Origin of the sequence: Legionella tunisiensis, from assembly GCF_000308315.1 — a bacterium.
Lineage (GTDB): Bacteria > Pseudomonadota > Gammaproteobacteria > Legionellales > Legionellaceae > Tatlockia > Tatlockia tunisiensis.
In genome coordinates this window covers 1-11,595 of the sequence record NZ_CALJ01000240.1, presented here as the reverse complement: position 1 = coordinate 11,595, position 11,595 = coordinate 1, and the positions used below count along the sequence as shown (strand labels likewise).

The window sequence follows — 11,595 nt, the reverse complement described above, 5'->3', positions numbered from 1 at the left end:
ATTTGAACAGAGCTAATTGGTAAAGAATGAAAATTTAGGAATACCTTGGCTTGGAAGCAATTTTATGAGCTTTCTGCTTAACTATATTCCCAAAGTCATACTCAATTTCCTAAAAATTACGACAGAACCTCAACAAAGGATTTTTGTGCACTTTCTTATATTCAATTTATTTAATCAATGATAACTTTGTTCTATAGCTGGTGTTATTAGAAACTATAAAAAGAAATCTAGGGAGAGGAGTATTATTTATGGCTCACACCACTAAAACAATTAATCTTGCTTTACAAGGAGGAGGTTCTCATGGCGCGCTTGCTTGGGGTATCTTAGATAAACTTCTTGAAGATGGTCGATTAAAATTTGATTCAGTTTCTGCGACCAGTGCAGGTGCTATGAATGCCGCAGTCCTTGCTCACGGACTGGCAATAGGGGGTAATGAAGGGGCTCGTGAGGCTTTGCATCAATTCTGGAAAATGATTAGTGAAGCCGGAAAAATATATAATCCCTTAATACTTACCCCCATAGAAGAGTTATTTGATATAAAAATAGAAAATTCAATGTCCTATTTCGTATTTGATTTTATAAATAAAATACTCTCTCCTTACCAATTAAATCCATTTAACTTCAATCCATTAAGAGAAATTTTAGAAAAATGTTGATTTTGAAAGAATCAATTCATCCAAGGGGTTAAAGGTATTTATTTCTGCTACTAATGTAAAGACGGGTAAAATAAAAGTTTTTGAAAATAAAGATCTTTCAATTGATGCCATTATGGCATCAGCTTGTCTGCCATTTATGTTTCAAGCAGTTAAGATAGAGGACGACTATTTTTGGGATGGAGGTTACATGGGTAATCCAGCTATTTTCCCATTGATTTATAACTCTGATTGTAATGATACTTTAATTATTCATATTAATCCCATTTATCGCTCTGAGGTGCCCGAATCTGCCGCAGAAATTTTAAATCGGGTGAATGAAATCAGCTTTAATTCTTCCTTAATGCGGGAAATGAGGGCAATAGCCTTCGTGAGTAAATTGCTTGATAATGGTTGGATTAAAGATGAATATAGAAAGAATATGAAACGTATTCTTCTTCATGCTGTTCGTGCTGACGTTACGATGCAATCGTTCTCAGTAGCCAGTAAACTTAATCCGGACTGGTCTTTTATTAGTCAGCTTTGCGAGCAGGGACGCAAAGAAGCAACAGAATGGTTAAAAAATAACTTTAATAAAGTAGGCAAAGAAGCAAGTATTGATATTAGTGAATACTTATGAATTAGCCATTCGTTTTGAAAAGCTGAAATTTAGCGAGAATAGGGACTGTAATGAATCATAAGCTGTATTGATGCGGAGAATTTTTCCGCTAAGAATCAGTTCAAAGGGATTATTTTATGAAACAGCTAGAGCAAGAGGCTCCAAACCAAACTTTCAGTGTGTTTTATCAGAAAATGGCTAGATTTTTAGCTGCTTTTACTGATTTCATTGATTTTCTTGGGCGTATTGCATGGCCTATTATTGATCTGGTATTTCGTATATGGATAGCAAAGCAATTACTAGTTTCTGCTGTACTTCTGAGTAGTAATTGGGATACATCCGTTCTTTTGGCGACTTATGAATATCCTGTTTCCTGGTTGCCGCCTAAATGGGAAAGTTTTTTAGGCGTCATGGCCCAATTTATTGGTGGATTTTCTCTGTTACTTGGACTGTGTACGCGATGTGGTGCATTAATTGTTCTGATCTCCGCTTTAATGACACAAATTTATTATGTATCCCTTGATCTTCATTTATTCTGGATCATCCTAATGCTGGGATATATTTTACGTGGTCCAAGCCTAATTTCACTGGATCATTTACTCGAGCAGGGGTTTAGCCGCAGTCCTTCCCTTTTGCAATGACCATAGTGAAATTCTGTGAAAAACAAAATATCTATTTTCGACTATTTATTTGTTTATCTTGCGCATTTGGTTAATGATTTCTCTTTTACTGGTTACTCAGCGTGTTGAAACAATGGCTGTTGCTAAGATGCAGGTGTTTTCATCCTGGCTGCCATTACATTCTGCATGGCTTATTTTTAGTCATTCATCATTTTTCTTGCTATCTTATTTGGATTGGGTTTTGCTACGAGGTTAACTGCAATTGCTGGGTTAGTCATTATTATTCTTAATTACTCAGTAGCTGGACTTCCTGGTTATTATATGTACTGGGCAATGGTGATGGCAGTTTTATTTGTTTCAGGGCCAGGGGCCTTTTCTCTCGATGAACTAGTTTTTAATTTTCTAAAACAACGTTATCCACAACTTTCTGGAAAACCTGCCTTTAACCTTGAGAATTTAACTCATGTTGTCATTATCGGGGCTGGATTTGGTGGTATTGCTTGCGCCAAGGCGCTACGCCATGTACCCGTTAAAGTGACCTTAATTGATCGCCACAATTATCATTTATTTCAACCCCTTTTATACCAGATTGCCACGGGAAGTCTGTCCCCGGGGGACATTGCTATTTCCATTCGTTCCATTTTTTTAAAGCAATTTAATGTGGATGTGATGCTTGGAAATGTATCAGCCATTGATAAAGAAAAGCGCCTTATTAAAGTGGGTGATCTTCAAATTTCCTACGATTATTTAGTTATCGCAACAGGAGCTAGCCACAGTTATTTTGGTAAGGATGAGTGGGAACCATATGCCCCAGGATTGAAAACAATTAAAGATGCTACAGCTGTACGTAGCCGGATATTAGAAACATTTGAAATGGCCGAGCTCGCTCAAACCAATGAAGAGCGGCAATTATTATTAAATTTTGTTATCGTAGGTGCTGGACCGACTGGGGTAGAGCTTGCTGGAGCAATTGCCGAGCTCGCGCGGTTTGGCATGGAAAAAGATTTTCGTCACTTTGATCCTGCTTCAGCTAATATTATTCTTATACAGGGAGCACCTCGTATTTTACCGACTTTTTCCGAAAAAATATCAGCGGCAGCTCAGTCCTCATTGGAGAGTATGGGAATCAAAGTGCTTACTAACAGTGTGGTTGAACAAATTGATAGTGAAGGAGTCATTGTTAATGGGCAAAGAATTTACTCAAAATCGGTTTTATGGGCTGCTGGCGTTATTGCTTCTCCTGCCGCAAAATGGTTAGAAGTTGAGGCTGATCCTGCTGGCCGTGTGAAAGTGATAGATGATCTTTCCGTGCCTAATTATCCTGAAATTTTTGTTATAGGAGATACTGCAGCTTCCAATGCCTGGAAGGGGAATCTTGTACCAGGCTTGGCTCCTGCCGCAAAACAGGGAGGGAGCTATGTGGCTAAAATTATTTCCGATAGGGTATATAGAAAAGCAACATCCAAACCGTTTAAATATATTCATTTAGGAAGTCTGGCTACAATTGGTCGTAAATTTGCTGTTGCAGAATTTAATACGATTAAAATTAATGGCGAGGTTGCCTGGTGGTTCTGGGGTGGAGTTCATGTCTCTTTCCTGCTAGGTGCCAGAAATCGCCTAAGTGTTATTGTAAATTGGATTTGGTCGTATTTTACATTCCGTGCTAACAACCTGCTAATCACAGAAATTTCATCACAGGAGGAAAATGTAAGATCAAATAAGGAAGTTAGATAGAAATTGGATTAGTGACTAAAAGAAAAATTTAAAACACCTGGAATAAGGAGTTGCCATGATAGATAAAAACAACTTAATTAAATCAGCAATGACTGCTTTTTTAGTACTGGCAGCAACCCCCTCTATCGGTGCTGCTACCGATTCAGCTGCCGCAAGCTCAGAAAAATGTTATGGTGTTGCTAGAGCGGGACTCAATGATTGTGCAACAGCAACCGCTTCTTGTGCTGGCTCTTCGACTAAAGATGCCCAACCTGATGCCTTTCTTTTCGTTCCTAAGGGGCTATGTGAAAAATTAGTAGGTGGCAGTTTAACTGCTGACAAAAAGTCTTAATCGAATTCAGCTGATAGATAAAGACCCAAAGCAACCTATTAGTTGCTTGCTTACTCGAGGTTAGCAGTTGTCGGCTAATCTTGAATAGAGAGAAGACACAATGAAAGGGAGTTTCGTGATGGTAAAAAATTAATACGCTATTTTTTGGTTGGCTTGCTGATATTGCCAATTTCTGTGTTGCATGCAGCGGCAGAAACGTTAACGCTTGATCCTGAGCATAGCTATATTTTATGGCAAATTTCGCATTTAGGATTTTCAACGCAAGCGGGTAAATGGTATGTCAATGGTACTGTAACCCTGGATAAGGATAAGCCAGAAAATAGTAAGGTCAATGCGACGATTAAATTGGCTGATATTGTTACCGGAATCCCCGAACTTGATAAACATCTTAAGGGCAAGCTTTTTTTGATGTTGCCAAGTATCCTACAGCAACCTTTGTTAGTAATAAGGTAGATGTCCTTAGTAAAACCACTGCCAAAGTTTACGGCACACTTGACTTACATGGCGTTTCTCACCCAGTGACACTGAATGTAACGCTGAATAAAGTAGGAAAAAATCCTATTACTGAGAAAATGACAGCAGGTTTTACTGCCACGACCACTCTTAAACGTTCTGATTTTGGTATCAAGACTTTACTACCGGATGTAGGCGATGAAGTAAAGATAGAAATTAATGCTGAAGCGTATAAAGATACTCAATGAGGGTTATCATGAGAATAAAAAATACTACCGATAAATACGGCGTTGTTGCTATTTCCCTACATTGGATTCTAGCGATTTTAATGATTGGACTTCTTATCCTGGGTATTTATATGGTTGAGCTGCCAGTCAGCCTCCAAAAACTTAAATTGTATGGTTGGCACAAAGAATATGGCTTTCTCGTATTAGCACTGGCCATTATTCGAATCATATGGCGTTTTGCAAATACTACCCCCCATTTATCTATTCCGGCCTGGGAAGAGTTTGCGGCACGAGCAGTTCATTGGGCTTTTTACGGTTTCATGTTTGCTTTACCAATTACCGGGTGGCTCATTACCTCTGCCGCGGGCTTACCTGCCTCCTTCTTTGGTTTGTTTACCCTACCTAACCTGATAGCACCCAATGAAGAATTAAGGCTTTTATTCCAAGAGATTCATGAATGGCTAGGATACACTTTAATTGCTTTTATTGCGCTTCATGTTGCTGCTGCTTTAAAGCATCATTTTATTGATAAGGACGACGTCTTAAGGAGAATGCTGTCATGAACCCGATTAATCTTTTAAACAAATGGTTCGTTTCAATCATGCTGGCGTTAATCCCTCTTGTTGCGAGTGCTGCGATACCAGAATGGGAAATTATACCAAGTGAAAGCAGTCTTAGCTTTACTGCTACCCAAAATGGGGCGCCGGTCAAAGGCCAATTTAAAAATTTACTGGTGCGATTTTTGTTGACCCCAGTAATTATAAAACCAGCAAGATAGATATTATAGTCGATATGAATTCCGTTTCTGCGGATTACGCAGATGTCAAGAACACCTTGATTACCCCCGATTTTTAATGTACAGATGTTTCCCAAAGCAGAATTTAAGGCAACGGAGTTTAATAAGACCGGGGATAAAACTTATCAAGCCATTGGGACTCTGACTATCCGTGATAAATCTGCGCCTGTGACTTTAACATTCACGGCAGAAGAAACCTCACCAGGAATGGCCCTTGTCCAAGGAAGTACCACCTTGAAACGCAGTACCTTCGGCGTTGGCCAGGGTGACTGGGCTAGTACTGATGAAATAAAAGACGACGTTAAAGTTGATTTTAAACTGGTAGCCAAAAAGAAATCATAAACAGTTGCTCATTGTTCTATTAATAATAGGGTCTGTTGCCATATCGCTAGCTTGAGTCGAAAAGCGTTGATTTACGAGCATCGGACCCTAGATAAGCTTACAGGATGAGGTCACGACTATGAATAAAAACATTTAGGCAAAGAGAAATCATTGATTAATAATGAATTTGATATGCCGGCTCCCCGCTGGATAAATACTTACCCAGCAGGCCCTTACCGGTTTATAAACCGCGAATTTTTTATTATCACTTACGAAACCGATCCTGAGCTCTTGCAAGCGATATTGCCGCCGCCTTTGGAGTTAATTGAACCCGTTATTAAATTTGAGTTTATTCGCATGCCTGATTCAACTGGATTTGGTGATTATACGGAGTCTGGTCAAGTTGTACCTGTGCGATATAAGGGTGAAGAAGGCGGATTTACGATTTCCATGTTTCTCGACTGCCATGCTCCTATTGCTGGCGGCCGTGAAATATGGGGGTTTCCGAAAAAACTGGCTAAACCAAAATTAGTCGTTGAAGAAGACACGCTAATTGGCATTCTTAATTATGGCAGTATTAGAATTGCTACAGCAACCATGGGATATAAGCATCATCCGCTCGATAAAGAAAAAGTGTTGGAGTCTATGAAGAAGCCCGTGTTCTTGCTTAAAAATATTCCTGGTGTTGATGGCACCCCTGAAGTGAATCAGTTAACCAGGACCTATCTGCAGGACATTACTGTAAAGGGGGCATGGACTGGACCAGGTAGCCTGGAGCTCCATCCCCACGCCTTAGCACCTATTGCAAATTTTTATATTAAAAAATCGTTTCCGTTTCTCATTTTATAACTGATTTAACACTCCCTTATGGTGACGTTGTTGAAGATTATCTGGAACACAAGAAATAGGCAGCCGTTCTCTAAATTGGGTTGGTTGACCTTGGCTTTGCTTACAAAAATATTTTTTGGGGCAACTATGCTACTTTCGTCACGTTCTAAAGGAATCATATATATTTTTTAAGCAATATTATACTAAGTACTGCTACCCCGGTGATCGCAAAACTCATTCAGCTTGGTAAAAACTATCCAATACATGGCCATAATCCTATTTCCTTTTGTAATGTTTTGTTTTTGGGAAATTTGATAGGGTTTATAACAATGAGCATTATATCTTATCGAGATATTCGATATTTTAATGTAAAAGAAATAACTGCTAGGCAATCACTCTTCATTCTTTTAGCTGCGTTGAGCTCAGGTTTTTTGACACCAACGTTATATTTTATTGGGATCAAATACGCCAATGTTATTAATGCAGTACTCATATCAACCCTGCAAATTCCACTGACTTTATTTTCTGGGTGGGTTTTCTTTCGAGAAAAACCTAAATTCAATTTATTAGTTGGTTCGCTACTTACAGTAATAGGTGTTGCGTCGATTATTCTCCTACAGAATTTCGAAAATGCATCTATAATTACTTATCAAAAATCATCTGGAATGATTAATAAGAGCTTGTTTTCAATAGTGCCTTTTTTAGGTGAAACATGTATATTATTTGCTGTAATATCAAGTACTTTCTCGACATTGATCGGATTTCATGCCATCAATATTTTACCAATTAAAATATTTAATATCTTCCGCATGTTTGTGGGTACTATTATTTTCTTTTCAATTGTCTTGTTGATGTTTGGATGGTCTCATTTTGCAGATCTTTTCTCTCCTTTCCTATGGAAATGGATGCTTTTTTATGGAGTCGTAATCGTTGCGCTTAATATTTATTTTTATTGTCAGGCAATAAAATACGCCAAACTTCCTGAGATTACGATTAGTTCATCGCTTGTTCCGCTATCCTCTATTTTCTTTTCATTTTTTATTTTAGGGGTATTGCCTGGAAAAGCTCAGCTTATAGGGGGAAGTTTGATTTTGATCGGTATGATGATTGGGTTGATAGGCAAACTAAAACAATCCAAAGAAACTAATATTTTAGAAAAACCAGCTGAATTTTCAGGAATTTAATTATGTGCTTCAGATTTCTATCGAAATTGTTTTGCGACACAAACTGCAAAAATGCTAAAGTGATGAAGAACGCCAGTATATTGTAGATGCAAAGGAAAGCATATGAAGAAACGCCAGATACAAAATACCGTAGTTATTGCGGCTGCACTGGGAGCTACATTTGTTGCTGTGTATACAAATACAAATTGGCTTTCCACAAAACCGAAACTGGGAGAGCGTGAGCGTTGCTATGGTGTAGTACGTGCAGTCGAAAAATGATTGCGCTACTTCTAAACATTCTTGCGCGTCTCAAGCAATAGTGGGTGGTGATCCAGAAGAATTTATCATGATGCCTAAAGGATTGTGTGATCGTATAGCGGGAGGAAAGAGTGCTTAAACACGCTCAATTACCGCTTCGTATTAGACAAGAAATGGCTGCTCAACAATATAGAAGTGAACTGTTTGTTGCGACCGTACAAATTGCTGTTATAGTTTTATTACTTATTATCCATTGTTTTACCCCAGTAAGCTATTCTCCTGGTGTCTCGGTGCACGCGTCCTCCTTAGGGTTGTCACTATTTACTATTCTTATATTGGTACGGCTCTGGTTTGCCTATACCAATCAATTAACCCCATTATTTCTTGGATTTTCGATAATCGCTGAAATGGTAGTGCTATTGTTTATTATTTGGCTCTACTATTTGCAATACGAAACCACCGCGACGATTAATCTTAAAAATACTCATATTAATTATGTGTTTATTTTGATTGCATTACGTGCGCTGCGTTTTGAACCCAAATGGGTAATACTTTCAGGCCTTACAGCAGCTATCGGCTGGAATATTATTGTATGGCAAACTTTAGCTAGCGCTGGTATGAATGTTATTACATGGGATTATGTAACCTATGCATCTACTGCTAGTGTATATTTAGGTGCTGTATTTGACGTCATTTTGTCAATATTACTGGTAACGGTAATTATTGCATTGGTACTTGAACGTGCAAAGGAAACTCTTTATCAGGCTGTGGAGCAAACAACAGCAGCAAAAGATCTCGCACGTTTTTTGATAGAGGAGTGGTCGAAAAAATCACGCACTCTGAATTATCTTTAGAGGCTGGGTATGGCGAAATCCGTCGGGCAGCCACCATGTTTACTGATATGCGCGGTTTTACTAAAGCTTCAAAATTACTGTCGCCAAGTGAACTGGTATGTTTACTGGGAGATTATCAGCGCTTATTGCTACCTATTATCCAAAAATATAATGGAACGATTGATAAGTTTATGGGTGATGGCATTATGGCAAGTTTTGGTGCGGTAACTCCTTCAGATACCTACGCTGCAGATGCATTAAGGACAGTTGATGACATCTTGGTTGCTATAGCTACCTGGAATGAATCGCAACGAAAAAAGGTGGGATGGTTATCGATATAGGTATCGGACTCGCTGTAGGTGAAGTTATCTTCGGGGTTATTGGTAATGCGGACCGATTGGAATATACGGTAATTGGGGAGACCACCAATTTAGCGGCTAAACTTGAAAAACATAATAAAACTGAACATTCACGGGCATTGACTACTATAGAAACTTGGGATGAAGCTCTAAAGCAAGGTTATGTGAGTGCCAAGCCAAAAACAGAACTCAAAGCGAGGAATGTATCTGGCGTTGAAAATGCGATAGATTTAGTAGTACTAGCCTGATACTAGTCAGTGGATGCATTTCCACAATAATCCATTTTTTAACATGAATTCTAAGGCCGTAACCAAATCAAAACTTGGGGTCATCTGCAAAAGGTATTCATAGGATTGGCTTATTGTAAGGCGATTTTTTAAACAATTAAAAAAGTGAAACATCTCTTCTGAAATCCAATGGCTCAAGACCTGATTATATTGACGGCTAATGACTACATAACAAGGTATTAACTGTAAATCAATTTTTCTTTTTCAATAGTCGCGTCTATCAGATCAAAAATACTTTTTAAAGAATAAGGAGATGTATATAAAAATACGGTTGGATTCAATATTAAACGCAAGTCCTCTAATAGGTAGTTATCTAAATATTGCTGTAATTTTATCGGGGAAAGAGCACGATAATTAGCTGCATAAAGACTTAAATGCCTCAACCATTCTAATTGTGCTATATCCTTCAAATAAGAAAGATGTGCGATAGGTTTTATAGTTTGTAAAAATTGAGGAAATTTCTCCCCCCAATCATCTAAACAATTGGTCACGGGCAGGTTAGATTTATCTTGGACAAAGGCCCATGCCAAACTATCCGCACATTCCTTGCCCACTAATTGCCAAATTGCAGGGAACGTTAGCTCTAAAGCATGACGCAGATTTTGTAAAATGGTATTACGATAAACGCTAAATCTAAATTCTGGAGTAATTTGATTGTGGCGAATTTGATTAATCATGGTTGTACTCTTTCGATCGAGTACGCTTTCATGAAAATCCTGCTGAATTTGTTTAATTGTCGACATAGTTAATTGATTTTTTGCCTCATTCAATAAGACTTTCAAATCTGGGATTGCTGCATCCCACTCTAATAAAGTGGGAATGATACCGGTATATTTTATAGCATATCGATATAATTCCCATACATCCTGGCATACATAATCATCATGCGTGTCTATAAGCAAGCTATTCTTTTCATCTTGTACATGAACAGAATGGCCCGCCAAATGAATTTCTTGCACAGCTTCATGTGGAATTGCTTGAATGTATTCGTGAGGATTCCAGCCATGATTAAAGCAAGAGACAAAAATATTGGTTATATCCAATAAAATTTTAGCACCAGTGCGCTTAACTAATTCTGCCAAAAACTCAGCTTCCGGATAAGTAGATGTTTGGAATTCTATATAAGAAGATGGATTCTCTATCAACAAAGTTCTTTGTAAGTAATTTTGAGCATCATCAATATTATTAGCGATAACTGTCAAGCTTTCTTTATTATAAGGAATAGGCAATAGATCGGGTAAATAAGCATACTCTGTAGAGCTCCAAGACAAATGATCTGACAGTAAAAAAGGCTCAAATCGCTTAAGAAGGATTTTAATTCGTTTTAGATGCTCTTTAGAAATACCTTGGGCAGAACCCAAAGATAAACCAATGCCATGAAAGCTGAGAGGATAATGTTGTCGAATAGAAAACAGAAGGTCTAATAAAGGCCCTCCGCTGAACATAAAATTCTCTGTATGAACCTCTAGCCAATCAATACCAGGTTTTTCCTCAACGATTTGATAGTAATGGGGGGCTCTTAAACCAATCCCAATCATAGGATGTATTTTTTCATGCAGTTTATTCATTAACCAGAACATCATTTTTCAGTATAACTTAGCTCTTCTGTTTTCAACAGAACCATAAATTCTGTTCTTGCAATATTCATTAATATCATCCGGATTTGGTATTGAGCGTAATATTTTAGTTGATCACTAGATTGAAAGCCTATAATTAAAGAAAGTTTGATATTTGGAATAGAATGTTATGAAATCTATATGGAAAGGGGATATTTCTTTTGGTCTTGTGACTATTCCGGTCCAGATTATTCCTGTTGAAGAAAAAAAGGATTTACATTTTCATTTATTGGATTCCCGCGACCAATCACGTATTCGTTATAAGCGAGTTAATGCTAATACCGATAAGGAAGTTCCTTGGGAGAAAGTTGTAAAAGGTTATGAGTTCGATAAGGGAAATTACATTATTGTAGACGAAGAAGCATTTGAAAAAGCGAGTCCGGAGCTTTATAAATCGATCGATATTGAAGAGTTTATTGAATTGGCTGAGATTGATAATTTATATTTTGATAAGCCTTATTATGTTATTCCTGATTCTAAGAATCAAAAGGCGTATGTCTTACTTAGAGAAGCGCTAA

At 37.9% G+C, this 11,595-nt stretch carries 17 protein-coding genes and 2 pseudogenes; 18 read left to right on the top strand and 1 reads right to left on the bottom strand.

Translation table 11 applies throughout. The features are described 5' to 3' along the window. Positions 1 to 200 precede the first annotated feature (200 nt). From BN58_RS34660 to BN58_RS36350, 17 genes and pseudogenes are all read left to right on the top strand, one after another. The gene (locus tag BN58_RS34660) at positions 201 to 656 is read left to right on the top strand and encodes a patatin-like phospholipase family protein (RefSeq protein ID WP_232220659.1); all 456 of its coding nucleotides are present in this window, start codon (positions 201 to 203) and stop codon (positions 654 to 656) included. Positions 657 to 666: 10 nt separating this feature from the next. Continuing rightward, positions 667 to 1,272 carry a patatin-like phospholipase family protein gene (locus BN58_RS34655; protein WP_332247999.1) on the top strand — a complete coding sequence of 202 codons (606 nt, stop codon included), beginning with the start codon at positions 667 to 669 and terminating at the stop codon, positions 1,270 to 1,272. 116 nt (positions 1,273 to 1,388) lie between these two features. After that, entirely contained in the window at positions 1,389 to 1,892 is a 504-nt protein-coding gene (locus BN58_RS34650; protein ID WP_019217432.1) for a DoxX family protein, read from the top strand. Between the two features lie 73 nt (positions 1,893 to 1,965). Continuing rightward, the gene (locus BN58_RS34645) at positions 1,966 to 2,127 is read left to right on the top strand and encodes a hypothetical protein (protein ID WP_232220657.1); all 162 of its coding nucleotides are present in this window, start codon (positions 1,966 to 1,968) and stop codon (positions 2,125 to 2,127) included. Then, positions 2,106 to 3,605: an NAD(P)/FAD-dependent oxidoreductase gene (locus tag BN58_RS14455; protein ID WP_019217431.1), complete on the top strand. Its 1,500-nt coding sequence runs from the start codon at positions 2,106 to 2,108 to the stop codon at positions 3,603 to 3,605. The genes BN58_RS34645 and BN58_RS14455 overlap by 22 nt, the downstream gene beginning before the upstream one ends. A gap of 55 nt (positions 3,606 to 3,660) precedes the next feature. Beyond that, the gene (locus BN58_RS14450; protein ID WP_019217430.1) at positions 3,661 to 3,936 is read left to right on the top strand and encodes a BufA1 family periplasmic bufferin-type metallophore; all 276 of its coding nucleotides are present in this window, start codon (positions 3,661 to 3,663) and stop codon (positions 3,934 to 3,936) included. A 174-nt stretch (positions 3,937 to 4,110) separates the two neighbouring features. Next, positions 4,111 to 4,637, top strand: a pseudogene (locus tag BN58_RS37915) (YceI family protein). An 8-nt stretch (positions 4,638 to 4,645) separates the two neighbouring features. Continuing rightward, positions 4,646 to 5,179: a cytochrome b gene (locus BN58_RS14440; RefSeq protein WP_026069508.1), complete on the top strand. Its 534-nt coding sequence runs from the start codon at positions 4,646 to 4,648 to the stop codon at positions 5,177 to 5,179. Further along, a complete protein-coding gene (locus BN58_RS34630; protein ID WP_232220655.1) occupies positions 5,176 to 5,394 on the top strand; it encodes a hypothetical protein in 219 nt (72 codons plus the stop codon). The genes BN58_RS14440 and BN58_RS34630 overlap by 4 nt, the downstream gene beginning before the upstream one ends. A 69-nt stretch (positions 5,395 to 5,463) precedes the next feature. Next, the gene (locus BN58_RS34625) at positions 5,464 to 5,754 is read left to right on the top strand and encodes a YceI family protein (RefSeq protein WP_269570334.1); all 291 of its coding nucleotides are present in this window, start codon (positions 5,464 to 5,466) and stop codon (positions 5,752 to 5,754) included. A gap of 171 nt (positions 5,755 to 5,925) precedes the next feature. Beyond that, positions 5,926 to 6,641 (top strand): annotated as a pseudogene (locus BN58_RS25795) (acetoacetate decarboxylase). Positions 6,642 to 6,782: 141 nt separating this feature from the next. Beyond that, positions 6,783 to 7,745 (top strand): DMT family transporter, encoded by a 963-nt coding sequence (locus BN58_RS25790; protein WP_019217428.1) that lies wholly within the window; start codon positions 6,783 to 6,785, stop codon positions 7,743 to 7,745. 102 nt (positions 7,746 to 7,847) lie between these two features. Further along, entirely contained in the window at positions 7,848 to 8,003 is a 156-nt protein-coding gene (locus tag BN58_RS34620; protein WP_019217427.1) for a hypothetical protein, read from the top strand. Further along, positions 7,987 to 8,121: a BufA1 family periplasmic bufferin-type metallophore gene (gene bufA1, locus BN58_RS37130; protein WP_332247998.1), complete on the top strand. Its 135-nt coding sequence runs from the start codon at positions 7,987 to 7,989 to the stop codon at positions 8,119 to 8,121. Before BN58_RS34620 ends, bufA1 begins: the two co-directional genes overlap by 17 nt. Continuing rightward, positions 8,114 to 8,836 (top strand): hypothetical protein, encoded by a 723-nt coding sequence (locus BN58_RS34610; protein ID WP_232220653.1) that lies wholly within the window; start codon positions 8,114 to 8,116, stop codon positions 8,834 to 8,836. Before bufA1 ends, BN58_RS34610 begins: the two co-directional genes overlap by 8 nt. Then, the gene (locus BN58_RS36355) at positions 8,800 to 9,156 is read left to right on the top strand and encodes an adenylate/guanylate cyclase domain-containing protein (protein ID WP_269570333.1); all 357 of its coding nucleotides are present in this window, start codon (positions 8,800 to 8,802) and stop codon (positions 9,154 to 9,156) included. The genes BN58_RS34610 and BN58_RS36355 overlap by 37 nt, the downstream gene beginning before the upstream one ends. Beyond that, positions 9,141 to 9,422: an adenylate/guanylate cyclase domain-containing protein gene (locus BN58_RS36350; RefSeq protein WP_269570332.1), complete on the top strand. Its 282-nt coding sequence runs from the start codon at positions 9,141 to 9,143 to the stop codon at positions 9,420 to 9,422. The genes BN58_RS36355 and BN58_RS36350 overlap by 16 nt, the downstream gene beginning before the upstream one ends. 218 nt (positions 9,423 to 9,640) lie before the next feature. Here BN58_RS36350 and bufB read toward each other — a convergent pair whose 3' ends face one another. Then, a complete protein-coding gene (bufB, locus tag BN58_RS31025; RefSeq protein ID WP_232220652.1) occupies positions 9,641 to 11,044 on the bottom strand; it encodes an MNIO family bufferin maturase in 1,404 nt (467 codons plus the stop codon). A gap of 163 nt (positions 11,045 to 11,207) precedes the next feature. On the opposite strand from bufB, the gene ku reads away from it, so the two are divergent. Next, the coding region (gene ku / locus BN58_RS14405) for a non-homologous end joining protein Ku (protein WP_019217425.1) at positions 11,208 to 11,595 on the top strand (388 nt) is incomplete at its 3' end.

Excerpts from the sequence above, each read along its gene's own strand:
- bufB (WP_232220652.1), bottom strand. The coding sequence starts at position 11,044 with ATGATGTTCTGGTTAATGAATAAACTGCATGAAAAAATACATCCTATG.
- BN58_RS34645 (WP_232220657.1), top strand. The coding sequence starts at position 1,966 with ATGATTTCTCTTTTACTGGTTACTCAGCGTGTTGAAACAATGGCTGTT.
- BN58_RS14450 (WP_019217430.1), top strand. The coding sequence starts at position 3,661 with ATGATAGATAAAAACAACTTAATTAAATCAGCAATGACTGCTTTTTTA.
- BN58_RS36350 (WP_269570332.1), top strand. The coding sequence starts at position 9,141 with ATGGTTATCGATATAGGTATCGGACTCGCTGTAGGTGAAGTTATCTTC.
- BN58_RS34620 (WP_019217427.1), top strand. The coding sequence starts at position 7,848 with ATGAAGAAACGCCAGATACAAAATACCGTAGTTATTGCGGCTGCACTG.
- BN58_RS34650 (WP_019217432.1), top strand. The coding sequence starts at position 1,389 with ATGAAACAGCTAGAGCAAGAGGCTCCAAACCAAACTTTCAGTGTGTTT.
- BN58_RS34630 (WP_232220655.1), top strand. The coding sequence starts at position 5,176 with ATGAACCCGATTAATCTTTTAAACAAATGGTTCGTTTCAATCATGCTG.
- BN58_RS14440 (WP_026069508.1), top strand. The coding sequence starts at position 4,646 with ATGAGAATAAAAAATACTACCGATAAATACGGCGTTGTTGCTATTTCC.